Source organism: Pseudomonas sp. S3_G06 (assembly GCF_054667565.1).
The window spans coordinates 5,217,354-5,240,628 of the sequence record NZ_CP162738.1 but is presented as its reverse complement, the minus strand read 5'-3'; the positions used below and the strand labels follow the sequence as shown (position 1 = coordinate 5,240,628).

Sequence of the window (23,275 nt, the reverse complement as noted above, 5' to 3'; positions counted from 1 at the left end):
GACCGACATCGTTTTTTTCAACGCAGTAATAGAGTTGAGCCTTTCATACAAGGAGGTTGAACTCGATGCCTGCCCTACACAAATACCGTCCCCATCACCTCGCTCTGGCGATCGCGCTGACGATCGGATCTGCCGAGGCGTCCATCGAACAGCTGCCCGACGTCCAGGTTTCTGCGCAGATCAGCGAAGACAAAACCGCCAAGCCTCGAAAGAAGAAAACACCCACACCGAAAGTGGATCCTGATGACTTGTTTGCGATCAAGGAATTCATCGGCCCGCTGGAGCACACTTCTCCGTCGCCCGGGCAGGCCTCTGAGGCGCCTTCGGTCGATGCCATACGCGCGACGGTTGCGATCGAGGATTTCAGTCCGGCCTTTTATGAAGGGCTGGAGTTTCCAGAGTTCGTGGTGGAGGAAACCGGCGATGAGGAATTCGATCTCGTCGACCCGTTTGAACGCGACATGTTGGCGATCACGACGCAGCGCTCCTTTGTCTCGAGCCCGCTCGAGAATATCGACGGCGTATCCCTGCAACTGGGCGATGGAGATGACCTGCTGGTGATCAATAAGGGCGCCCGTTGGGACGGTCGCCTGGACGGTGGCAAAGGTGCGAACGGGCTGCTGTTCAATGCCGTAGAAGGCGGCGAGATCGGTGAGACGCGCAATTTCTCAGCCATGCGTATCGCACGTGGACAGTGGACCCTGCGTCACGCTTTCGAGGGTGATGCTGACGTCAAAGCCGACGCCGTGCTGCTCAACTACGCATCGATCAATGGTGTCGATGTCGACCCGGGAGCGGTTTTTGGCGGTTATGGACACGTGACGGGGCTATATGTCGCAGGAACCCTGCTTGCCAGCCAGCAACACGGCTCTCCCAATATCAAAGGAAATCTGACGCTCCATCAGGACGCTGTGTTTTCTTACGCCGTATCTGCCGACCGCGGCTCAGATCCCGTGCATGTTCAGGGCACCGCGAGCCTGGGAGGTGCGCGTGTCGAGATTTATGGCGTACCGGGCGACTACGCTCGTACCAATGAGTATCGGCTGTTGTCTGCAAACGTCATTGATGGCGAGTTCGGTGAGGTCACCACCAATCTGGCCTACATGGCACCAACGCTCTCCTATGAGCCAAACGCGGTGAACCTGCACTACGTGCGCAACGATGTAGGGTTCGAACAACTGGCCCGAACGCGCAGTGCTCGTTCGATTGCGCAGAGCTTGGATAATCGAGGGGCTTCCACTCGAGCTTTCGATATCGGCACCAACAGGGCCGTCGCCGCACTGCTGACCAGCGATAAAACCACCGCGCCCATCGCCCTCGATCAACTTGCCGCCGGCAGCAACGCCAGCCTCGCCAAAGCCACGCTGAGCAGTGTCACACCCGTCAGTGCGAGCATGCTTTCGGCGATGCGGCAGCTGGACAATCATTCCGCCTCGACCTACGGCTCGCGCAGTTCACCGCGTCAGGCCGCAGGCAGCGAAGACTCCGGGCGGGTGTGGATTCAGGCGCTGGGCCACGGTGGCAAGGTTGACCGCGACGCTGACGGCATCCTCCGACATGCCACGCAAGGGCTGGTCGTGGGCGCTGACTGGCGACTCGACGAGCACTGGCATGTCGGCCTGCTTGGCGGCAAATCGCAGACCAAACTCGATGCCCGCCAGTACGACGGCGATCTCAATAGCTGGCATCTTGGCGCCTATGCCGTGCGTCAGGACGGCCCGCTGTCGCTGCGTCTCGGCGCGACCTACGCCAGCCATGACGGCAGCAGCACACGGAGGGTGGCGTTCAAGGGTTTCAGCGATCGTCTCAAGGGCAACTACGACGCCAATACTCAACAGGCATTCGCCGAAGCCGGATTCAATCTGGGCCGGGATAGCGTAACCCTCGAGCCCTACGCCAGCCTCGGCTATCAGCGCTATCAACGCGACAGCTACAACGAAAAGGGCGGCGATGCGGCGCTGAAAGTCTTCGGGCAGACTCGCGACAACATCAGCAGCACCTTCGGTCTGCGGCTTGCGCAGGTCAATACGCTGGATAACGGCATGCATTTGACCCCGCGCTTGAGCGCAGGCTGGAAACATACCTACGGTGACATCGACAGTGACACCCGCCAGCAACTGCGCAAGGGCGGCAGGCGCTTCGAAGTAACCGGCGCGGCACTGGATCGGAACGCACTGTCGGTGGATGCGGGGCTCGACCTTGGTCTTTCGGCGGCGCACACACTGGGCGTGGGCTTAACAGGTGAGCTGGGTAATGACAGCCGAACGTATGGCGTAGCGGGTCAATGGCGCATGGCGTTCTGACGGGCTGAACACCACTCCTGTGGGAGCGAGCCTGCTCGCGAAAGCGGTGGAACACTCGAAGATGATGTTGGCTGACTTGACGCATTCGCGAGCAGGCTCGCTCCCACATGTGATCCCTGGCAATGACCTGACAAGGTCGGAAAATCACAGGCAAAAAAAAAGGGGAGCACATGCTCCCCCGAGGTTTAAAGCGTTGGATCGCGACTGTTATCTCAGCCTTCGATCTCGATGAGGATTTCGCCCGGGTTGACCCGGTCGCCCTTGGCCACATGAATCGCGGTGACCTTGCCGGCAATGGCGGCCTGGACTTCGGTTTCCATCTTCATCGCTTCGGTGATCAGTACCGCCTGGCCAGCCTTGACGGTGTCGCCCTCCTTGACTAGCACGTCGACGATGTTGCCCGGCATGGTGGTGCTGACATGGCCTGGTGCCGAGGCCTGTTTGCGTTTGCTGCTGCCGCCGCCAACGAATTCGTTGAGCGGCTCGAACACCACTTCTTCCGGCATGCCGTCGATGGACAGATAGAAGTGGCGCTTGCCTTCAGCCTTGACGCCGACACCAGTGATATCGACGCGATAGGTCTCGCCGTGGACGTCGATGACGAACTCGGTCGGCACGCCTTCGCCGCCCGCCGAAGCAACGGCGCCCGCTTCCGGGATTGGCAACAGCACTTCCGGCGTGAGGGTGCCGGCGGCACGCTCTTCGAGGAACTTGCGGCCGATGTCCGGGAACATGGCGAAGGTCAGTACGTCTTCTTCGGACTTGGCCAGTGCACCGATATCGGCACGCAGCTTGGTCATTTCCGGCTTGAGCAGATCGGCCGGGCGCACGTCGATGACGTCTTCGCTGCCGATCGCCTGACGGCGCAGTTTTTCATTGACCACGCCCGGTGCCTTGCCGTAGCCGCCCTGCAGATACAGCTTCACTTCGTTGGTGATGGTCTTGTAGCGCTCGCCGGCCAGTACGTTGAAAAATGCCTGGGTGCCGACGATCTGCGAGGTTGGAGTCACCAGCGGCGGGAAGCCAAGGTCTTCACGCACGCGCGGGATTTCTGCGAGCACTTCGCTCATGCGGTTCAGAGCGCCCTGCTCTTTCAACTGGTTGGCGAGGTTGGAAATCATCCCGCCCGGCACCTGGTTGACCTGCACACGGGTATCGACGGCGGTGAATTCGCTTTCGAACTGGTGGTACTTCTTGCGCACGGCATAGAAGTACAGGCCGATTTCCTGGAGCAGCTCCAGATTCAGGCCGGTGTCGTACTCGGTGCCCTTGAGCGCAGCGACCATTGATTCGGTGCCCGGGTGGCTGGTGCCCGAGGCGAAGCTGGAGATCGCGGTGTCGATGTGGTCGGCACCGTTTTCGATCGCCTTGAGCTGGCACATGGCGGCCAGGCCAGCGGTGTCGTGGGAGTGGATGAACACCGGCAGCGACTGCTCGGCTTTCAACGCGCGCACCAGTTCACCGGTGGCGTATGGAGTCAGCAGACCGGCCATGTCCTTGATCGCCACCGAGTCGCAACCCATGGACTCCATTTGCTTGGCCTGGGTGACGAAGGCCTCGATGGTGTGCACCGGACTGGTGGTATAGGCGATGGTGCCCTGTGCGTGTTTGCCGGCAGCCTTCACCGCTTCGATGGCCACGCGCAGGTTACGCACATCGTTCATCGCATCGAAAATGCGGAACACGTCGATGCCGTTCACCGCTGCTTTGGCGACGAAGGCTTTGACCACATCATCGCTGTAGTGGCGATAGCCGAGCAGATTCTGCCCGCGCAGGAGCATTTGCAGACGGGTGTTGGGCAGTGCAGCGCGCAGTTGGCGCAGGCGCTCCCACGGGTCTTCCTTGAGAAAGCGCACACAGGCGTCGAACGTCGCGCCGCCCCAGCATTCCAGCGACCAGTAGCCGACCTTATCGAGCTTGTCGCAGATCGGCAGCATGTCTTCGGTGCGCATGCGGGTGGCGAGCAGCGATTGGTGAGCGTCGCGCAGGATGGTGTCGGTAACGAAGATCTTCTTAGTCATTGGTATCTCCTCATAGCGGCAAGCTTCAAGCTACGAGCAGCAAGAAAAAGCCAATCTGCTTTTACTTGCCGCTTGCAGCTGAAAGCTCGCAGCTGCTTCATTCATAGGCCTGCGTGGGCGGCGATGGCGGCGGCGATGGCTAGGGCCAGCTCTTCGGGTTTGCGCTTGATCGAGTAGTTGGTCAGTTCCGGGTGGCTTTCAACGAAGCTGGTGTTGAACTGGCCGCTACGGAATTCCGGGTTGCGCAGGATTTCCTGGTAGTAGGCGGCGGTGGTCTTCACGCCCTGCAGACGCATGTCGTCCAGCGCCCGCAGACCACGGTCCATCGCCTCTTCCCAAGTCAGCGCCCAGACCACTAATTTCAGGCACATCGAGTCGTAGAACGGTGGAATGGTATAACCGGTGTAAATCGCCGTGTCGGTGCGCACGCCCGGGCCGCCGGGGGCGTAGTAACGGGTAATTTTGCCGAAGCTCGGCAGGAAGTTGTTCTTCGGGTCTTCGGCGTTGATACGGAACTGCAACGCAAAGCCACGGTGCTGGATGTCTTCCTGCTTCACTGATAGCGGAAGGCCGGAAGCGATGCGAATCTGCTCGCGGACGATGTCGATGCCGGTGATTTCTTCGGTGATGGTGTGTTCCACCTGCACCCGCGTGTTCATTTCCATGAAGTACACCTCGCCCTCGGCGAGCAGGAACTCCACGGTACCGGCATTCTCATAACCCACTGCCTTGGCCGCACGCACCGACAGGTCGCCGATGTAGGCGCGTTGTTCCGGGGTCAGCTGCGGACTCGGCGCGATCTCGATCAGCTTCTGATTGCGGCGCTGGATCGAGCAGTCACGCTCGAACAGATGCACGACGTTGCCGAAGCTGTCGCCAAGGATCTGCGCTTCGATGTGCTTGGGATTGACGATGCATTTTTCCAGAAACACTTCCGCCGAACCGAACGCCTTGGTGGCTTCGGAGATGACCCGGGGGAAGTTCTGTTCGAGTTCTTCGCGGCTGTTGCAGCGACGGATACCGCGACCGCCACCACCGGAGGTGGCCTTGAGCATTACCGGGTAACCGATGCGGTCGCCCTCAACCAAGGCTTCTTCGATGCCGGAGACGTTGCCCTCGGTGCCGGGCGTCACCGGTACGCCGGCCTTGATCATGCTGCGCCGCGCTTCGGTCTTGTCGCCCATGCGCCGGATGACTTCCGCCGACGGGCCGATGAATTTGATGCCGCGCTCAGCGCAGATTTCCGCCAGCTCGGCGTTTTCCGACAGGAAACCGTAGCCGGGGTGCAGCGCATCGCAGCCGGTTTCCACGGCGAGGTTCACCAGCTTGCGCGGGTTCAGGTAACCGGCCAGTGGCTCGGCACCGACGCTGTGGGCCTCGTCCGCACGCTTTACATGCAAGGCATGGCGATCGGCATCGGAGAAAATCGCAACCGAGCGAATGCCCATTTCGGCGCAGGCTCGTACGATGCGTACGGCAATCTCACCACGGTTGGCGATCAGGATCTTTTTTATCACTTGGAAATTCCCTTGAGCCGGTGGCACCACGACCTGCTGGAGCCAGGTCGACGCGTGACCAAATGTTTCAATTCAGTCGCAGGTCCACACTAGCGCTGCTGAGGGATTAACAAAAATGAATAAAAATTGGGTCAGGCATAAGTAAACACTTATAGTCTGAACATCCGTGTGCCGTGAGAGCCTGAATAAAATGCGTAAGTCATTGATGCGTATGACATTGCGTCAGTTGCAGATCTTCAATGAGGTGTGTGATTTACGCTCCTACAGCCGCGCCGCCGAGGAAATGTCCCTCACACAGCCGGCGGTGAGCCTACAGATTCGTCAGCTTGAAGAGCTGATCGGTCAGCCGCTGTTCGACTATGTCGGCAAAAAACTCTACATGACCGAGGCGGCGGAAGCGCTCCAACGTGCCAGTCGCGACATTTTCGGGCGGCTGGAAAACCTCGATATGCAACTGTCGGACATGCAGGGTTCGCTGCAGGGTCAGCTGAAACTGGCAGTGGAATCGAGCGCGAAATATTTCGTGCCGCATTTGTTTGCTGCGTTCAAGCGCCAGCATCCGGAAGTCAATTTGCAGCTGACTGTGGTCAACCGTGGCCAGGTCATCCGCCGCCTCTCGGACAACCGCGATGATCTGGTGATCATGTCGATGGTGCCGCAGGACATGGGCCTGGAATTTCTGCCGTTTCTCAACAATCCGATTGTCGCCGTGGCGCGCCCGGATCACCCGCTGGCGCACATGGGCCCGCTGCGCTTGCAGGATCTGGAGCCGTATACGCTGCTGATCCGCGAGCCGGGCTCGGGCACGCGTCTGGCCTGCGAAGAATATTTCAAGGAAAAGCGCGTGCATTTCACCCAGACCCAGGAAGTAGCGTCCGCCGAAGCCCAGCGCGAATGCGTGGTGGCGGGTCTGGGCCTGGCGCTGTTGACGCGCCACGCCCTGAACCTGGAGCTGGCGACCGGCGGCCTGGTCGAGTTGCCGGTCGAAGAGTTGCCGCTGCTGCGCAGCTGGTGTCTGGTGCAGGCCAAAGCCAAGCGGCTGTCACCGGTGGCGCACGCCTTCCTGGCGTTCATCCGCAGCGAGCGGGCGCAGATTATTGCGCTGGTTGAGCGTTTCGACGGGAAGCTGCGGGCGTCGCCTGCCAGTGCGTGATCTCGGGAAAATCGCCGATCTCAGCCTGAAGCTGGCGAAGTTCGAAGCGATCTTCGATTGCGCGGCGGAATTCCATGCGGCGCTGATCTTCCTGCTGACGACGGGTTTTCGCGGCGCTGTTGCGTTCTTCGTAGGGCTGAGCCATTTCGAGTCTCCCAGGGCGAGTACGGGAGTTTCACGATAGGCGTCGAGGATGACGGTTTGGCTGCGTCAGGGTTACAGACTGATGAAAATTTCAAATGTGCGGTGTTTGCAGGTGCGCCTTCGCGAGCAGGCTCGCTCCCACATTTGATCCCGTTATGACCCAGAATTTATGTTCTCAGGAGATCCCCTGTGGGAGCGAGCCTGCTCGCGAACAAGGTCGGAACGACCTTGCTCAGTCATCCAGCGCTTTCACGGCCTTGGGCGACAAACGCAAACTGCGCAGACTGCGCTTGACGCTCTTGAGGTGATTGACCAGGCTCGGCCCGCGCGCCATGGCCACGCCCATCGCCAGCACGTCGATCACCACCAGGTGGGCGATTCGCGAGGTCAGCGGCGTGTAGATCTCGGTGTCTTCGTGCACATCGATCGCCAGATTGACGGTCGACAGTTCGGCCAACGGCGTCTGGCTCGGGCACAGGGTGATCAACGACGCCCCGCTTTCGCGAACGAGGTTAGCGGTGATCAGCAAATCCTTGGAGCGCCCCGACTGGGAAATACAGATCGCCACATCGGTAGGCTTCAGCGTCACAGCCGACATCGCCTGCATATGCGGATCGGAATACGCCGCTGCGGTCAGCAGCAAACGGAAGAACTTGTGCTGTGCATCCGCGGCCACCGCACCGGAAGCACCGAAGCCGTAGAACTCGACACGCTGCGCCTGGGACATCAACGTCACCGCACGCTGCAACTCGACCGGGTCGAGCTTCTCGCGCACTTCCATCAGGGTGTGCAGCGTGGTGTCGAAAATCTTCAGGCTGTAGTCGGCGACGGAGTCATCTTCGTGGATCGCGAACTGGCCGAAGCTGGCGCCGGCGGCCAGGCTTTGCGCCAGTTTCAGTTTGAGATCCTGAAAGCCGGAACAACCGATGGCGCGGCAGAAGCGCACGATGGTCGGCTCGCTGATGCCGACGCTGTGAGCCAGGTCGGCCATGGAACTGTGCATCACTGCCGCAGGGTCAAGCAGCACGTGGTCGGCGACCTTGAGCTCCGACTTGCGTAACAGGTGACGTGACTGGGCAATGTGTTGCAGCAGATTCAAGGGGCTGGACTCTTCTTGTGGGCAAGGATGTAGCAAGCTTGTAGTTATACTACATGAATGGGCATTTTGCCTGCTCAATGCGTAACTCGATGTCCCGGCGTCAGGCACGCTGAGGAGCATGTAGCCCTTACTGCGGATTTTTCTGATCACGCAAAAGCCCGGCCAGACAAGCAGCGTCTACCGGCCGGCTGATCAGATAACCCTGCACTTCGTCGCAGTGTTCGGCGCGCAGAAATGCCAGTTGATCCTCACGCTCGACGCCCTCGGCCACGACTTTCAGGGCCAGCCCGTGGGCCATGGCGATGATCGCGCGAGTGATCGCTGCGTCCGCACTGCCCTCGCTCAAGCCGCGAATGAACGCCTGATCGATCTTCACGTAATCCACCGGAATGCGCTTGAGGTAACTCAACGACGAATACCCGGTACCGAAATCATCGATCGCCAGTTTCACTCCCAGATCGCGCAGTTGCTGGAACGTCGCAATGATGTGTTCGACGCTGTCGAGCAAATGACTTTCGGTCAGCTCCAGCTCGAGGTAGTGCGGCGCCAGCCCGGTTTCTTCCAGCACCTGCCGGACCAGACTGACCAGCTTGCCCTGACGCAACTGATGCACCGACAGGTTCACCGACACGCGGATCGGCGCCAGGCCCTGGCGCTGCCATTCGCACGCTTGCCAGCACGCCTGGCGCAAAACGAATTCGCCGATCGGCCCGATCAGACCGGTCTCTTCAGCCAGGCCAATGAAGTCCGCCGGCGGCACTTGGCCCATGCTCGGATGATCCCAGCGCACCAGCGCTTCAGCGGCATTCATGCGGCCGGTTTGCAGGCACAGTTTCGGTTGGTAGAACACCGTCAGTTGCTGTTCTTCAATGGCTCTGCGCAGGTGGTTTTCCAGCTGCAAACGTTCGAGTGTGCTGGCTTGCAGACTGTCGGTGAAGAACTGGAAATTGTTGCCGCCCAGATGTTTGGCATGCTGCATGGCCATGTTCGACTGGCTGACCAGCGCCGAGATCTCACGCGCGTTGTCCGGCAACAGGCTGATGCCCATCGAAGCGCTGACCACCAGTTCATGCCCGTCAACGCTCAGCGGCAAACGCAGCTTGGCCGACAACCGCGTCGCGACCCGTGCGAGGCTCGACAGATTGCCGTAGGCATCGAACAGCACGGCAAATTCGTCACCGGACAGGCGCGCAATGGTGTCGGCTTCCGGCAAGGCATTGACCAGCCGCCGGGCCATCTTCTGCAGGAGCTGATCGGCGACTTCATGGCCGAGGCTGTCATTGAGCAATTTGAAACGATCGAGATTGATGTGCAGCAACGCCAGACTGCGGCGCCCGCCCTGGCGCACCCGCTGATGGGCTTCGTGCAGGCGTTCGCGGAACAGTGAACGGTTGGCCAGGCCGGTGAGCTCGTCGTAATGGGTCAGATAGCGCAGGCGTTCTTCCGAGGCCCGCCGCGCCGAGAGATCGGCGAAGAAGCCGACGATATGGCTGACATTGCCACGGCTATCACGCACGGCATTGAGTTGCAGCCACTGCGGATACAGCTCGCCGTTCTTGCGGGTTTCCACGAGTTCGCCCTGCCAACTGCCGTACTGCTCCAGCGCATGACGGATCGCCACGTAGTGACGACGGGCATCGCGGCTGCACGGCAACTCGACGACGTTGCGCCCGAGCATGTCGTCTATCTCGTAACCGGTAACCCGGCTGAAAGCCTGGTTGATCGCGATCAGCGCGTATTCCGGGTCAAGAATCACGATGCCTTCGCTGGCCGCTTCGAACACCGTCGCCGCCAGCCGCTGCTGCTCTTCGAGGCTTTTGCTGGCGCTGATATCGCGGCGAGTGCCGACCATGCGGATCACCCGGCCGTTGGCGCTGCGTTCTACGGCGCGGCCACGGTCCTCGATCCATACCCAATGGCCGTCGCCGTGGCGCAGGCGATATTCGACCTGATAATCCTCGGTGCGCCCCTTCAGATGCTCGACCAGGGCGAACTTGAGTGACGGCACATCTTCAGGATGCAGTCGTGGCTTGAGGTCGCGCAGCAGCGCGGTGACGTATTCCGGGGCGAGGCCGAACAGTTCCTGAATCTGCGTGTGATGGACCTCGTCGGTCTGCAGGTTCCAGTCCCACAATCCGAGTTCACTGGCCTTGAGCGCCAGCGCCAGGCGCGCTTCGCTTTTGCTCAGGGCCTGATTGGCGGCATCCAGTTCGCGGCTGCGCTGGGCCACGCGATCTTCCAGATCGACCTGGGCTTCACGCAACTGCGCCTCGGCACAGCGGCGCTGTTCGATCTCTTTGCCCAGCTCCTGATTGAGTTGTTCGCTGCGCGTTTGCGCTTGCTGCAAATGCTCGATCAGGTGCTGATTCTGGAAGCGCCGAAGCAATCCACGGTCGATCAGCCGATTGACCTGCCATGCCACCACACTCAGCGAACCGAGCAGGATCAGCCCCAGCCAGCCCCAGCCCCGTGCCTGATCGTCGCCGCCCCAGAACAGGTAGCCGATCGCTGGCAGCAGGCACGGCAAGGTAAACGAGAGGAACGCCGGCAGGCTCACCGCGTAGGCGACACTGGCAGACAGCGTTGCCGCGCCGATCAGGCCGAACACCCAGGCTTGCTGCATGAAGTTGTCAGCGGGTACCAGAGCGATGCCGGCTCCGGCCAGCGTCAGGCCGGTCATGGTCGAACCGAGCAGGAACATGCGGAACCAGATCGGCTGGGCCTGACGATCAGGAATCGCCGAATCGAACGCGGCTACCTGAATCACTCGCAGCGCGACCAGCGACAGCAGCCACACCAGCCAGACGCTGACCACGAAGTAGCGCTGCGGGCTCCAGAGCAAAGCGGCGCAGACCAGACCATTGATCAACATGAACAGCGTGGGCAACAAAGAGCCCTGATACAGCAGACGCGTGCGCTCCACCGCCATTTCGACGGCATAGTGCTTGCGGATCACCCGGGGGTCCACGGAGGGCCCCGACAGTTCGGCACTGAGGATCATGGGCAACGTTCTTGTTCTTATAGGAGGGCGTGCGCCCGAAACGTGGACGGAGCATACACAAGCCGATCCCGATGCCAAACTGCTGCCGATCACAATTGAGGGGGAATTTCCCGCCGCTTGCGCACCGCTGCAACCCCTCAGGCGAGACGGGCCGAAGCCTGCAGCCAGTGACCGACCGGTCGTCATCGGCAGCACTTTCATCGGCTAATGCAACGCACGGTTTGCCCGGGCCTGCGGCGCACCCTAGAATGCCCCGATGCGCGATGATCTCTCCCTTCTGCTGAACTCCCTCAACGATGCCCAACGCCAGGCCGTAGCAGCCCCCGTTGGTCGTCAGTTGGTCCTGGCCGGCGCCGGTTCCGGTAAAACCCGAGTGCTGGTGCACCGTATCGCCTGGTTGATCCAGGTCGAAAACGCCTCGCCTCACTCCATCCTGTCGGTGACCTTCACCAACAAGGCCGCTGCCGAGATGCGCCATCGCATCGAGCAGTTGCTGGGCATCAACCCGGCCGGCATGTGGGTCGGCACCTTCCACGGCCTCGCGCACCGCTTGCTGCGGGCGCACTGGCAGGAAGCGGGCCTGAGCCAGACCTTCCAGATTCTCGACAGCGATGACCAGCAGCGTCTGGTCAAGCGGGTGATCCGCGAGCTGGGCCTGGACGAGCAACGCTGGCCGGCGCGTCAGGCGCAGTGGTTCATCAACGGCCAGAAAGACGAAGGTCTGCGGCCGCAACACATTCAGGCCAGCGGCGACCTGTTCCTGGCCACCATGCGCGGCATCTACGAAGCCTACGAGGCGGCGTGCCTGCGGGCTGGCGTGATCGACTTCTCCGAACTGCTGCTGCGCGCGCTCGATCTATGGCGCGATCACCCGGGCCTGCTGGCGCACTACCAAAAGCGCTTCCGGCATATTCTGGTCGACGAGTTCCAGGACACCAACGCCGTGCAGTACGCCTGGTTGCGCCTGCTCGGCAAGGGCGGCGACAGCCTGATGGTGGTCGGCGACGACGACCAGTCGATTTACGGCTGGCGCGGGGCGAAGATCGAGAACATCCATCAGTACTCTTCCGACTTCCCGGACTCCGAGACGATTCGACTGGAGCAGAACTACCGCTCCACTGCCGGCATCCTCAAAGCCGCCAACGCGCTGATCGCCAACAACACCGGGCGTCTCGGTAAAGAGCTGTGGACCGACGGTGGCGACGGCGAAGCGATCAATCTGTACGCCGCGTTCAACGAGCATGACGAAGCGCGCTACGTGGTAGAAACCATCGAAAGCGCGCTGAAAACCGGTCTGGCCCGTAGCGATATCGCCATTCTGTACCGCTCCAACGCCCAGTCGCGGGTGCTTGAAGAAGCCCTGCTGCGCGAGCGCATCCCGTACCGCATCTATGGCGGGCAGCGCTTCTTCGAACGCGCGGAAATCAAGAACGCCATGGCGTATCTGCGTTTGCTTGAGGGTCGCGGCAACGACGCGGCGCTGGAGCGGGTGATCAACGTGCCGGCCCGGGGCATCGGCGAGAAAACCGTCGAAGCGATTCGCGAGCATGCGCGACACAGCGACGTGTCGATGTGGGAAGCGATGCGCCTACTGGTGGCCAACAAAGGTCTGACCGGTCGCGCAGCGAGTGCGCTCGGTGCGTTTATCGAGCTGATCGAGAACCTCGCCGCCAAGTGCGCCGAGATGCCGCTGCACCTGATGACGCAAACCGTCATCGAGCAGTCCGGCCTGATCGCTTATCACGAAGCGGAAAAAGGTGAGAAAGGCCAGGCCCGGGTAGAAAACCTTGAGGAACTGGTCAGCGCCGCACGCAACTTCGAGAACACCGAAGAAGACGAAGAACTGACGCCACTGGCGGCGTTCCTCGGCCACGCATCGCTGGAGGCCGGCGACACTCAGGCCGACGAGCACGAAGACAGCGTGCAGCTGATGACCCTGCACAGCGCCAAAGGCCTGGAATTCCCTTACGTGTTCCTCGTGGGCATGGAAGAAGGCCTGTTCCCGCACAAGATGAGCCTGGAAGAACCGGGGCGTCTTGAAGAGGAACGGCGTCTGGCTTACGTCGGTATCACCCGGGCGATGCAGAATCTGGTCATGACCTACGCGGAAACCCGGCGCCTGTACGGCAGCGAAACCTATAACAAGGTGTCGCGTTTCGTCCGCGAAGTGCCCAAAGGCCTGATTCAGGAAGTGCGCCTGTCCAACAGCGTCAGCCGACCGTTCGGCGGCAACCAGTCGATGAGCGGCAGCAGCCTGTTCAGCGGCAGCGAGATTCCGGAAACCGGTTTTGTGCTCGGTCAGGCCGTACGTCACTCGATCTTCGGCGAAGGGGTGATCCTCAACTTCGAAGGTTCCGGCGCCCAGGCCCGGGTGCAGGTGAACTTCAGCGAAGGCAGCAAGTGGCTGATGCTCGGCTATGCCAAGCTGGAAGCGATCTAACCACCGGCACTGAACCCATGTGGGAGCGAGCCTGCTCGCTCCCACAGGTTATGCGGCGCAAGTGCATCAATCCCTCTGAACCTATCGCCTTTTCCTACAGACAAAAGTACATCGGCTGATTGCCTCGCCAAGCTGAACGCGACCTGTCAGGCAAAAGCCCGAAACACTCTCTCGCTAGCCAGTAACACTTCAGCTGTGCAACATGGCGCGCGTGTCTCCACAAAACGGGAATACCCTTTATGAAACGTTTTCTTAGCATCGCCATGGCGTTGTGCATCGGCCTGACGATGAGCCTCGACGCCAACGCCAAGCGCTTTGGTGGTGGCAAAAGCGCCGGCGCTGCGCCGACGCACCAGACCAGCCAGATGGCTCCTTCTTCTCCAGGCGTGGGCGGCGCAGCAGCGACCGCTGGCGCTGCCGGTGCTGCTGGCGCCGCGGCCAAGGCCGGCGGTGCTTCGCGCTGGCTCGGCCCACTGGCGGGCATCGCCGCCGGTGGTCTGCTCGCGTCGATGTTCATGGGCGACGGCTTCCAGGGCATGCAGATCTTCGACATCCTGATCATGGCCCTGATCGCGTTCGTGATCTTCCGCTTCATCGCCGCCCGTCGTCGCAAGCAGCAGGAGCAATTCGCTCCGGCCGGCGCGCCGATGCAGCGTGAAGTGTTCGAGCAGAAGCCTGCCGCCATGGGTTCGATCTTCGGTGGTTCGGCCGCTCCGGCTGCTGCCCGTCCGGTGATCAATGCACCGGCCTGGTTCAACGAACAGCGCTTCCTTGAAGCTGCGCGCAGCCACTTCCAGTCGCTGCAGCAGCACTGGGACGCCAACGAAATGGACAAGATCGCCGAGTTCGTGACCCCGCAAATGCTTGAGTTCCTCAAGCGTGAGCGTGCGGATCTGGGCGACGGCTTCCAGTCGACCTACATCGACAACCTGCAGGTGCAGCTGGACGGCGTCGACGATCGTGCCGACAAGACCATCGCCACCCTGACCTTTACCGGCGTGTCGAAAACCTCGCGTTTCGACCAGGGCGAAGTGTTCAGCGAAAGCTGGAACATGGAACGTCCGCAGGGCGACAACCAGCCTTGGCTGGTCGCCGGTATCCGCCAGAACGGCTGATCCCTGCTGCGCTTCACTTGCGGTAACAGAACCCCGGCCTCGGCCGGGGTTTTTCATTTCACGGTTGCATCTATGGCGAGCTACTGTATAAACCGGCCCATATAAACCGCGCCATTCAAGCAAGAGGATCCCGGACGTGGAAGAAATCATCGAACAACTGCGCGAAGCCAACGAACCCGTACCGGTTCCTTTGGAATTGCCTGACGAAGACCTACTGGTAGAAATCGAAGAACAACTGTTCATCGACATTCCGTTCGTCTTCAAAGAATTTTTGCTGACCGTCAGCGATGTGGTCTACGGCAGCCTCGAGCCGGTGACCGTCACTGATCCGCAATCGCACACCTACCTGCCGGACGTGGCAGCCAATGCATGGGATGTGGGTGTTGATCGCAGCTTGATCCCGATCTGTCAGGACGGCGATGACTACTACTGTGTCGAAGAAGACGGCACCGTGGTGCTGTGGCAGGCCGAAGAAGAACTGATTGCCGAAGAAACCTGGGAATCGGTGTGGCACTGGGCGCGGGACGTCTGGCTGGAAAGCTGATCCGCCACACGCCCCGGCAGGTCAATGCCCCGACGACTCCTTGTGATTGTCGAGGGTTTCCAGCAGCGCCACCTGCATGCGCGTATGCACGCGGATGAACCAGCGCCACAGCAGCGCCGCTACGGCGGCCGCCACGACGGCGATCAGCACCAGCAGCTTGTTGGTCGGCAGGATACTGGCCGACAAGGCTGCCAACAGCAGGAAAATCACCAACAGCGAGAGAATCGGGATCACTTCGGCGATCACCCGGCGCACTCGCTGCGTGTGACGCCCGGCCATCTCCGGCTTGACGCCCATCTCCGCCAGCAGCATCGACAGCGCCTTGAGCTTGCGATAAGCCGCGATCAGAAATGGTAGCGAGACCAACAACGCTCCGCCCCAGATCAATGCCTTCTGCCAGCTCGGATCGCTGATCCAGTCCTGCAGCCACAACGACATGCGCTCGGCGAAGTATGCGCCGGCAAAGAAGATCGCAATCACCAGCGCCAGATTGACCCCGACCTGCAACAGGATCCGCCGGATCATCGACGCCAGCAGCGCACCCTCGCCCTGCGGTTGAATACTGCGCAACCATTCGCCATACATGCCGAGCACCCGCCCGAGCCGCTTGGGCACAGCGGCCGAGAGCTTGATCGACAACGGATCCGCCGCGCGAATCAGGTACGGCGTCAGCAGGGTGGTGATCACCGACACGGCTACAGCGACCGGATAGAGGAAGTTGCTGGTGACCTGCAAGGTCATGCCCAGCGCGGCGATGATGAAGGAAAATTCGCCGATCTGTGACAGACCCATGCCGACCCGCAGTGAGGTCCGTCCGTCATTGCCGGCGATGAACGCACCGAGGCCGCAGGACAACATCTTCCCGAGCACTACGGCCACGGTAATTACCGCAATCGGCCAGGCGTATTCGATGAGAATCAGCGGGTCGAGCATCAGCCCGATGGCGACAAAAAAGATCGCACTGAACAGGTCGCGAACCGGCTCGACCAGCCGTTCGATTTTCAGCAATTGCCGCGACTCGGCCATGATCGCGCCGATCAGGAAAGCGCCGAGCACCATGCTGTATTCAAGCTTGACCACCAGCAGGCAGAAGCCGAAACACAGGCCGAGTACGGTGATCAGCAGCATCTCGTTGCTTTCGAATTTCGCCACATAAGCGAGCAGACGCGGCACCAACAGAATGCCGATGACCAGCGCGACGATCATGAACAGCGACAGCTTGCCGACCGTGGAAAACACTTCCCCCGAGCTCACCGTGCCGCTGACGGCGATGCTCGACAGCAGCGCGATGATGCCGATGCCAAGGATGTCCTCGACAATCAGCACGCCGAAGATCAACTGCGCAAAGCGCTCGTTCTTCATCTTCAGGTCATTCAGCGCTTTGACGATGATGGTGGTGGAGGAGATCGCCAGAATCGCGCCGAGGAACAACGAATCCATGGTGTTCCAGTCGAACCAGCGACCGATTTCGTAGCCGATCCAGATCATCAGGATGATTTCGAGAAACGCGGCAATGAACGCCGTTGCCCCAACCTTGAACAACTTGCGCAGGCTGAACTCCAGGCCAAGGCAGAACATCAGGAAGATCACCCCGAGTTCGGCCAGGGTCTTGATGGTTTCTTCGTCGTGAATCAGGCCGAACGGCGGCGTATGCGGGCCGATGATGAAGCCGGCGACGATGTAGCCGAGCACCACCGGCTGCTTGAAACGATGAAACAGCACGGTTACCACGCCTGCGACCAGCATGATCACTGCCAGATCCTGAATGAAACTGATGGCATGCATGGCGTGGGCTCCTTGATGACGAGGCGCGCTGACAGACGTCAGCCGTTCTGCGCGAGCAGGGTAAAAATCCGCTTTTAATGTAGGAATTGCCCTTGGGCAGGGCTTTTGCAGGTTAACACCGCGACTTCGCTCTGGAAGCCGGTGCAATATATGGAAACAGATCGCTACCGGCGTTACGGCGGCCCGCCGCGCGGCGTCCCGATAACGGTGCTTTTTGAAAAGCCACCAGGTGCCCGCAGAGGCGCTTCCTGCAATCAGCCTTGATCCGTGAGAACGTTATGGAACCCGGAAACGCCCAGCTGTCGATGACGGTACTGATGACCCCCGACATGGCCAACTTCTCTGGCAATGTCCATGGCGGCACCCTGCTCAAATACCTCGACGAAGTGGCTTACGCCTGCGCCAGCCGTTATGCCGGGCGCTACGTGGTGACCCTGTCGGTGGATCAGGTGATTTTCCGCGAGCCGATTCATGTCGGCGAACTGGTGACGTTTCTGGCCTCGGTCAACTACACCGGCAACACGTCGATGGAAGTCGGCATCAAAGTGGTCACCGAAAACATCCGCGAACGCTCGGTGCGCCACACCAACAGCTGCTTCTTCACCATGGTCGCGGTGGATGACCAGCGCAAACCGGCCGCCGTGCCGCCGCTGCAACCGCAGAACAGCGAAGACAAGCGCCGCTTCATGCAGGCGCAACAGCGCCGGCAGATTCGTCAGGAACTGGAGAAGCGTTATCAGGAGATCAAGGGCGACGCCTGAGACCAAAAAGCAAAAGATCGCAGCCTTCGGCAGCTCCTACATTTTGGAATGCAAACCCATGTAGGAGCTGCCGAAGGCTGCGATCTTTTTCGAACAACGACGAGATTACAGACTGATCGCGGTAGCCTCGAACTTCACCCGCGGATGCGCAATGCGATCCTGCGCCCGCACCAGTTGCAGCTCGTAACTGGCGCATGCCTGGGTTTCCAGCAACACCTCATGCACTGCCGCTGCGGTGAATTCGAACGCTGCCAGCAGGCTGTCGCCCAGCAACACCCGCGCCAGGAACAGACCAGAGGTCAGATCGCCGACGCCCACTGGCTGACGTGGAAACGCCAGCAACGGACGGCGCAGATGCCAGCTGCCCTCGGCGGTCACCAACAGCATTTCGAAGCCATCCGCCGGTTTGCCCGGATAATCCAGATGCTTGACCAGTACCGCTTTCGGTCCGCGCGCCAGCAGCGCCCGTGCCATCGCCAGGCAATCGAACAGCGACTGCGGCTTGCGCCCGGAAAAACTGTCCAGCTCCAACTGGTTCGGGCACATGATGTCCGCCACGGCCGCGGCCTCATCAAGAAGGAAATCGCTGACCTCGGTGGGCACGCTGCAACCCTTTTCCGGATGACCCATGACCGGATCACACAGATACAGCATCTTCGGATTGACCGCTTTGATCCGCGCCACACCGCTGAGAATCGCCCGTCCCTGCGCGGCGCTGCCGAGGTAGCCGGACAGCACCGCGTCGCAATTGCCCAGCTCGCCAATTGCGGCGATGCCTTCGATCAGCTCGGGAATCTGCTGCGGCGCCAGCACTTCACCGGCCCACTGACCATACTGGGTGTGGTTGGAGAACTGCACGGTGTTGAGCGGCCAGACATTGACCCCGACGCGCTGCATCGGAAAAACCGCAGCGCTGTTGCCGGCGTGGCCAAACACCACGTGGGACTGGATGGCGAGCAGATGAGGCGTACGTTTCATTCGGGTCATTCCGTAAAACGATTGAAATTCAAGCCGCGCAGTATGCGACGAAACACAGCCTGTACGACAGACCGGCGAGACAGTTAAGCTGACGCCATCATTTGGAGTTCGATGTAGATGCTGACCCTGGAAAACATCTTCGTGCTGATGCTGTTCGCCGCCGCTGGTGCCTGGCTATGGCACAACCACGGCTTGCGCGAGCGCGCGCTGGAGCGGGTCAAGCAACATTGCACCAACGTTGGCGTGGAATTGCTGGACGGTAACGTCGCGCTGAAAAAGATCGGTCTGATCAGGGATGCCAACGGTCGCCGACGACTGGCGCGGGTCTACAACTTCGAGTTCACCGTGACTGGCGAAAGCCGCCACAACGGCACCGTCACCCAGTTCGGCGCGCACAGTGCGCAGATTGAGCTGGCACCCTACCCGGCGCCGTTCGACGACACGCCGCCGGTGGTCGAAGTGCACAAGCCTCGGGCGGAAGTCATCGAGCTGAGCCAGTGGCGCCAGGAACATACCAAGTGGAAGCCTTGAAACGCCACAACACCGGCGCGTACATCCAAGTCCTGTAGGAGCTGCCGAAGGCTGCGATCTTTTGCTTCCTAAAGCTTGCGGCAAGCAGCGAGGCCCGCCTGAAGCACTTCAACTTCCTCAAGACCACTGAAAATCAGCTCGATCCGCGAATCTCTTCGCCATTCACTTACCTGCCATTCCAGCCCGGCATGCTCCAGCGCATTCCCCGAAACCCAGCCATCCGTGCTGTGGATAACCAGTTTCGCCCGCTTCCAGTCGAGTGAGCTCAGCCAATCGGCGATGCGAGCTTGATCAAAGACCTGCCGCGGATGCCAGCGCCAACCGATGCTCCACCCACCCTCCTGTGCCTGACTCAGGCAAATCGGTTCGGCCGGATCGCTCCAGACCGCTGGCAGCTGTGCCAATCCAGTCGGCAGCGGCAGATGCCCTGCGCCTTCGTTCGCTTTTGCTTTTGCTTTCAGCCCCGGAAGCTTGCTCAGAGGCAGTTGCGCTTGCTGCGTCCAGATCAGCCTGACGGGCGGCAACTGGCTGGCGATTTTCTCTCGAACCGTTTCATCGAGATCTTCCGCTTTGTTCAACAGCAGCAAACCCGCGCTGGCCAACGCTTGCTGCTGGGCGTCCGGCAGGGTTCTACCCGCGTGCAATGCCTGAGCGTCCAGAACCAGCACACAGGGCTGAACCGCCAGCACGCCCAGCCACGGCGCCTCGTTCAATTGCTTGAGCAACTGCGCCGGATGGCCCAGCCCGGATGGCTCGATAAACAGTCGATCCGGTCTGGCCTTGCGCAGCAGGCGGCCGAGGCCGATCTGGAATGGAGCACCATTGACGCAACACAGGCAGCCCCCGGCCACCTCACCCAGTGCGATACCATCGGCGTCATTCGTCAGCAGTGCAGCGTCGAGACCGATCTGGCCGAACTCGTTGATCAGCACCGCCCAGCGTTCATCCGCAGGCCGTTGCGCCAGCAACTGGCGAATCAGGCTGGTCTTGCCGGCGCCCAACGGGCCGGCGATGACGTGGGTCGGAATGTTCTGCAACATGGCGGGTACTTTCTGCGGACAGTTATTGAGGAGATCGAAGATGCGCTGGTCGGGATGGTCGTTGCTGTTGGCGCTGCTGTCGAGTGAAGCGTGGGCTCAGGCCTGCGTGGTGCACACACAGGGCGAACGGCTCGACGTCAAAGTCTGTCAGCAGAACAGGACGATTCCGCAGAAATTGTTCAATGACGGCTTCTGCCAACCGACGCTGGCCGGGCAGATAGTCGAGGTGCAATACGTCGATCAGTGCCCCAGCGGCGCTTTCGGCGTGTGCAGCAACGCGCAAGTCGCCAATATGCCCTATCGCCAGGATATCCACTATTACGGCGTGGCCACTGATGCGGCGTATCTCAAGCCGTATTGCGAAGGCCAGAGCCAGGGCGCCTGGCGCAAGCCCTGAATTTCAGCCGAGCCAGTCGAGGGTCAGCAGCAGACGGCGCTCACCGGGCGCCGGTTGCGGCGAACGATGGATCAGGCCGAAGCCTTCATTGCCGTGCCATTTTTCGCCTTTGAGCAACGCGACGTCGCCGCTGTTGAGCTGGCGAATCGACGCTGCACCTTGCGGTTCGGCATCGGCCTGGCCAAGTTGCAGGCGATCCATCGCGCCCTCCTCAAGCCATTGGCTGCCGATGCCAGCGTAAGTAGTGATCAAGCGCACCGGCACGTGATCGACGTGGAAACGCGGACACATGGCCTTGTCCAGCACACGCAAACGCACGCCGATACGCCGCGCACCGAGCAGGCAGGCGAAGGCACTGATCAGCCATTTAAGATCGCTCATGAAACCTTCGAAACCTTGCAGATCACGCAGCCCTGCAGCCAGACCGGCGAGATCCGGCTCAGCGTCCTCGTCAGCCAATTCCAGGCAAAGCGACTCGGCCAAGGGCTCGTTGAGCGACAGCACCAATTGCGCAAAATCGGCGATGTGCACGGGCAGCCGGCGTTGCCAGACCGCGAGATTGGTCTGGTCTTCCAAGATTCGCGTCAACGTTTGCGGTGTCAGGCCCTGGTACTGATGACGGGCAAGAAGCGGCCGATCCTTGAGTACGAGCATCAGGCGGCCTCTTCGTGCCACGGGCCGAATGGATCAGGCAGCAAACGCCAGCCTTCTACACCCATGGCCATTTCTTCATCGGTCAAAAGGCAGGCATCGAGTTCGGCGGACAGTTTTAGGAAATCTATGTTTTGACCGATGAATACCAGTTCCTGCCGGCAATCTCCTACGCTTGGAATCCAGTTTCCCATGATCGCCTGGACGCTTTCCTGATCTTCGGGCCATTGATTCTTTGGCACAAAACGCCACCAGCGACCGGCGAATCCATGCCGCATCAAGCCGCCTGCCTGGGACCAGCTACCGGCGTCGGTGGGTTTGCTGGCGAGCCAGAAGAAGCCTTTGGAGCGCAGCAGCTTGCCGTTCAGCCAAGGCCGATCGATGAAGCTGAAAAAACGTTGCGGGTGAAATGGCCGGCGGGCGCGGTAGGCCGTCGAGGCGATGCCGTATTCCTGTGTTTCCGGGACGTGCTCACCGCGCAATTCCTGCAGCCATCCCGGGGCTTGTGCGGCTTTCTCGAAATCGAAACGAACGGTGTTGAGAATTTTCTCCAGGGGGATTTCGCCCATCACCATTGGAATGATTTCAGCCTGAGCATTGAGGCGCTTGAGGATGGCGGTGAGTTCTTCACGCTCGTGCTGGCTGATCATGTCGATTTTGCTGATCAGCAGGACGTCGGCGAACTCGATCTGTTCGATCAACAGATCGGTGATGGAGCGCTCGTCTTCTTCACCGAGAATCTCGCCGCGAGAGGCAAGGCTTTCGGCCGCCTGGTAATCCACCAGGAAATTCACACCGTCGACCACGGTGACCATGGTATCGAGGCGAGCGATGTCGGCGAGGCTTTGCCCCTGTTCATCGCGGAAGGTGAAGGTTTCAGCGACCGGAAGCGGTTCGGAAATGCCGGTTGATTCGATGAGCAGGTAATCGAAACGATCCTCACGGGCAAGTTTGCTGACTTCTTCCAGTAAATCTTCACGTAACGTACAGCAGATACAGCCATTGCTCATTTCGATGAGTTTTTCCTCAGCGCGGTTCAGGCTGACATCGCGCTGGACTTCACTGCCATCGATGTTCATCTCGCTCATATCGTTGACGATCACCGCTACGCGCAAGCCGTCTCGGTTACGTAGTACGTAATTCAAAAGTGTACTTTTTCCGGCGCCGAGAAATCCTGAAAGTACGGTGACGGGCAATTTGGCTGACATTGGATAATCCTCATAAATGGCAGCCGATTTACGCTTTTAGGTGTGCGCTTGGCGTGTTGCGCTTCATTTAACCGGGTCAAAGAAGGCATACGATTGTGATCGGCAGCTCAGGCTGGTTGCGATTTATGTTATAGTATAACAACCTAAGTTTGCCAGTCCGACACAGAAGATTTCGCAAATTGCTGCACCACCGATCGTGGAAACTCGCAATGAACAAGGGGTTGAAATGCCTGCTTTTGAGCTTTGCCATGTCGCTGGCCAGCCAAGCACAGGCGCACATGCCGGGGCCGGCGCACTGCACACGCAGCGCTAATCTGCTGGCGTGTGTAGACGTCGACGGCAATGCCTATAGCGTCAATACGGTAGGCACCACGCTTTACCTGCGCGGATTCGAGAAGGACGACCATCGCTATTGGGCGCAGACCAACAGCCGCTTCGGCCAATTAACCTTTTTTACCGGTATTGCCTCCGATGGCGAGGCTTGGGTTGGCTATACCCGCCGTGTCGGCTGGACAACCATCAACCGCTTCTCCAGCTCGGGAGGGAGCAGCGCAAGGTTCACTTGCAGCCGGATGACGGGCTGCTAG

At 60.3% G+C, this 23,275-nt stretch carries 19 protein-coding genes; 9 read left to right on the top strand and 10 right to left on the bottom strand.

Annotated elements, in window-relative coordinates:
• Positions 1-65: 65 nt before the first annotated feature.
• A complete protein-coding gene (locus tag AB4N47_RS23335; RefSeq protein ID WP_460154357.1) occupies positions 66-2,303 on the top strand; it encodes an autotransporter outer membrane beta-barrel domain-containing protein in 2,238 nt (745 codons plus the stop codon).
• 212 nt (positions 2,304-2,515) lie between these two features.
• Here AB4N47_RS23335 and oadA read toward each other — a convergent pair whose 3' ends face one another.
• The gene (oadA, locus tag AB4N47_RS23330; RefSeq protein ID WP_122506268.1) at positions 2,516-4,324 is read right to left on the bottom strand and encodes a sodium-extruding oxaloacetate decarboxylase subunit alpha; all 1,809 of its coding nucleotides are present in this window, start codon (positions 4,322-4,324) and stop codon (positions 2,516-2,518) included.
• A 101-nt stretch (positions 4,325-4,425) separates the two neighbouring features.
• Positions 4,426-5,841 (bottom strand): acetyl-CoA carboxylase biotin carboxylase subunit, encoded by a 1,416-nt coding sequence (locus AB4N47_RS23325; protein ID WP_024014853.1) that lies wholly within the window; start codon positions 5,839-5,841, stop codon positions 4,426-4,428.
• Between the two features lie 190 nt (positions 5,842-6,031).
• On the opposite strand from AB4N47_RS23325, the gene AB4N47_RS23320 reads away from it, so the two are divergent.
• Entirely contained in the window at positions 6,032-6,994 is a 963-nt protein-coding gene (locus AB4N47_RS23320; protein WP_122612790.1) for a LysR family transcriptional regulator, read from the top strand.
• Here AB4N47_RS23320 and AB4N47_RS23315 read toward each other — a convergent pair.
• The 3 genes from AB4N47_RS23315 to AB4N47_RS23305 form a co-directional block, all read right to left on the bottom strand.
• On the bottom strand, positions 6,936-7,139 hold the full coding sequence (locus tag AB4N47_RS23315; RefSeq protein WP_082530340.1) for a PA3496 family putative envelope integrity protein: 204 nt from the start codon (positions 7,137-7,139) through the stop codon (positions 6,936-6,938). The genes AB4N47_RS23320 and AB4N47_RS23315 overlap by 59 nt on opposite strands.
• A gap of 231 nt (positions 7,140-7,370) precedes the next feature.
• Complete coding sequence (gene hexR / locus AB4N47_RS23310) at positions 7,371-8,237, bottom strand: transcriptional regulator HexR (protein ID WP_007962240.1); 867 nt, start codon at positions 8,235-8,237, stop codon at positions 7,371-7,373.
• A 127-nt stretch (positions 8,238-8,364) separates the two neighbouring features.
• Positions 8,365-11,238: an EAL domain-containing protein gene (locus AB4N47_RS23305; protein ID WP_341638212.1), complete on the bottom strand. Its 2,874-nt coding sequence runs from the start codon at positions 11,236-11,238 to the stop codon at positions 8,365-8,367.
• A 256-nt stretch (positions 11,239-11,494) separates the two neighbouring features.
• Between AB4N47_RS23305 and uvrD the strand changes: the two genes are divergently transcribed.
• From uvrD to AB4N47_RS23290, 3 genes are all read left to right on the top strand, one after another.
• On the top strand, positions 11,495-13,678 hold the full coding sequence (gene uvrD, locus AB4N47_RS23300; RefSeq protein WP_016772450.1) for a DNA helicase II: 2,184 nt from the start codon (positions 11,495-11,497) through the stop codon (positions 13,676-13,678).
• Between the two features lie 239 nt (positions 13,679-13,917).
• Entirely contained in the window at positions 13,918-14,793 is an 876-nt protein-coding gene (locus tag AB4N47_RS23295) for a Tim44 domain-containing protein (protein WP_122506273.1), read from the top strand.
• 136 nt (positions 14,794-14,929) lie between these two features.
• The gene (locus tag AB4N47_RS23290) at positions 14,930-15,337 is read left to right on the top strand and encodes an SMI1/KNR4 family protein (protein WP_038359443.1); all 408 of its coding nucleotides are present in this window, start codon (positions 14,930-14,932) and stop codon (positions 15,335-15,337) included.
• A 21-nt stretch (positions 15,338-15,358) separates the two neighbouring features.
• On the opposite strand, the gene AB4N47_RS23285 is transcribed toward AB4N47_RS23290, so the two are convergent.
• Positions 15,359-17,122 (bottom strand): cation:proton antiporter, encoded by a 1,764-nt coding sequence (locus tag AB4N47_RS23285; RefSeq protein WP_110599748.1) that lies wholly within the window; start codon positions 17,120-17,122, stop codon positions 15,359-15,361.
• A 278-nt stretch (positions 17,123-17,400) separates the two neighbouring features.
• Between AB4N47_RS23285 and AB4N47_RS23280 the strand changes: the two genes are divergently transcribed.
• The gene (locus tag AB4N47_RS23280) at positions 17,401-17,883 is read left to right on the top strand and encodes an acyl-CoA thioesterase (protein ID WP_016772447.1); all 483 of its coding nucleotides are present in this window, start codon (positions 17,401-17,403) and stop codon (positions 17,881-17,883) included.
• A gap of 105 nt (positions 17,884-17,988) precedes the next feature.
• Here the strand turns inward: AB4N47_RS23280 and pdxY are convergent, their stop codons facing one another.
• The gene (gene pdxY, locus AB4N47_RS23275; protein WP_042608042.1) at positions 17,989-18,861 is read right to left on the bottom strand and encodes a pyridoxal kinase PdxY; all 873 of its coding nucleotides are present in this window, start codon (positions 18,859-18,861) and stop codon (positions 17,989-17,991) included.
• A gap of 117 nt (positions 18,862-18,978) precedes the next feature.
• Between pdxY and AB4N47_RS23270 the strand changes: the two genes are divergently transcribed.
• Complete coding sequence (locus AB4N47_RS23270; protein WP_038861179.1) at positions 18,979-19,392, top strand: DUF3301 domain-containing protein; 414 nt, start codon at positions 18,979-18,981, stop codon at positions 19,390-19,392.
• 68 nt (positions 19,393-19,460) lie between these two features.
• Here AB4N47_RS23270 and AB4N47_RS23265 read toward each other — a convergent pair whose 3' ends face one another.
• Positions 19,461-20,432 (bottom strand): CobW family GTP-binding protein, encoded by a 972-nt coding sequence (locus tag AB4N47_RS23265; RefSeq protein WP_341638213.1) that lies wholly within the window; start codon positions 20,430-20,432, stop codon positions 19,461-19,463.
• A gap of 40 nt (positions 20,433-20,472) precedes the next feature.
• Between AB4N47_RS23265 and AB4N47_RS23260 the strand changes: the two genes are divergently transcribed.
• Complete coding sequence (locus tag AB4N47_RS23260) at positions 20,473-20,829, top strand: NADH:ubiquinone oxidoreductase (protein ID WP_341638214.1); 357 nt, start codon at positions 20,473-20,475, stop codon at positions 20,827-20,829.
• Between the two features lie 3 nt (positions 20,830-20,832).
• Here AB4N47_RS23260 and AB4N47_RS23255 read toward each other — a convergent pair whose 3' ends face one another.
• Both AB4N47_RS23255 and zigA read right to left on the bottom strand, forming a co-directional pair.
• Entirely contained in the window at positions 20,833-21,483 is a 651-nt protein-coding gene (locus AB4N47_RS23255) for a DUF1826 domain-containing protein (RefSeq protein WP_341638215.1), read from the bottom strand.
• Positions 21,483-22,688 (bottom strand): zinc metallochaperone GTPase ZigA, encoded by a 1,206-nt coding sequence (gene zigA / locus AB4N47_RS23250; RefSeq protein WP_460154356.1) that lies wholly within the window; start codon positions 22,686-22,688, stop codon positions 21,483-21,485. Before zigA ends, AB4N47_RS23255 begins: the two co-directional genes overlap by 1 nt.
• A 209-nt stretch (positions 22,689-22,897) precedes the next feature.
• Between zigA and AB4N47_RS23245 the strand changes: the two genes are divergently transcribed.
• Positions 22,898-23,275, top strand: a complete 378-nt coding sequence (locus AB4N47_RS23245; RefSeq protein WP_341638217.1) for a glutamine synthetase — start codon at positions 22,898-22,900, stop codon at positions 23,273-23,275.

Excerpts from the sequence above, each read along its gene's own strand:
- AB4N47_RS23335 (WP_460154357.1), top strand. The coding sequence starts at position 66 with ATGCCTGCCCTACACAAATACCGTCCCCATCACCTCGCTCTGGCGATC.
- oadA (WP_122506268.1), bottom strand. The coding sequence starts at position 4,324 with ATGACTAAGAAGATCTTCGTTACCGACACCATCCTGCGCGACGCTCAC.
- AB4N47_RS23320 (WP_122612790.1), top strand. The coding sequence starts at position 6,032 with ATGCGTAAGTCATTGATGCGTATGACATTGCGTCAGTTGCAGATCTTC.
- AB4N47_RS23315 (WP_082530340.1), bottom strand. The coding sequence starts at position 7,139 with ATGGCTCAGCCCTACGAAGAACGCAACAGCGCCGCGAAAACCCGTCGT.
- AB4N47_RS23305 (WP_341638212.1), bottom strand. The coding sequence starts at position 11,238 with ATGATCCTCAGTGCCGAACTGTCGGGGCCCTCCGTGGACCCCCGGGTG.
- uvrD (WP_016772450.1), top strand. The coding sequence starts at position 11,495 with ATGCGCGATGATCTCTCCCTTCTGCTGAACTCCCTCAACGATGCCCAA.
- AB4N47_RS23295 (WP_122506273.1), top strand. The coding sequence starts at position 13,918 with ATGAAACGTTTTCTTAGCATCGCCATGGCGTTGTGCATCGGCCTGACG.
- AB4N47_RS23285 (WP_110599748.1), bottom strand. The coding sequence starts at position 17,122 with ATGCATGCCATCAGTTTCATTCAGGATCTGGCAGTGATCATGCTGGTC.
- AB4N47_RS23280 (WP_016772447.1), top strand. The coding sequence starts at position 17,401 with ATGGAACCCGGAAACGCCCAGCTGTCGATGACGGTACTGATGACCCCC.
- pdxY (WP_042608042.1), bottom strand. The coding sequence starts at position 18,861 with ATGAAACGTACGCCTCATCTGCTCGCCATCCAGTCCCACGTGGTGTTT.
- AB4N47_RS23270 (WP_038861179.1), top strand. The coding sequence starts at position 18,979 with ATGCTGACCCTGGAAAACATCTTCGTGCTGATGCTGTTCGCCGCCGCT.
- AB4N47_RS23265 (WP_341638213.1), bottom strand. The coding sequence starts at position 20,432 with ATGTTGCAGAACATTCCGACCCACGTCATCGCCGGCCCGTTGGGCGCC.
- AB4N47_RS23260 (WP_341638214.1), top strand. The coding sequence starts at position 20,473 with ATGCGCTGGTCGGGATGGTCGTTGCTGTTGGCGCTGCTGTCGAGTGAA.
- AB4N47_RS23255 (WP_341638215.1), bottom strand. The coding sequence starts at position 21,483 with ATGCTCGTACTCAAGGATCGGCCGCTTCTTGCCCGTCATCAGTACCAG.
- zigA (WP_460154356.1), bottom strand. The coding sequence starts at position 22,688 with ATGTCAGCCAAATTGCCCGTCACCGTACTTTCAGGATTTCTCGGCGCC.
- AB4N47_RS23245 (WP_341638217.1), top strand. The coding sequence starts at position 22,898 with ATGAACAAGGGGTTGAAATGCCTGCTTTTGAGCTTTGCCATGTCGCTG.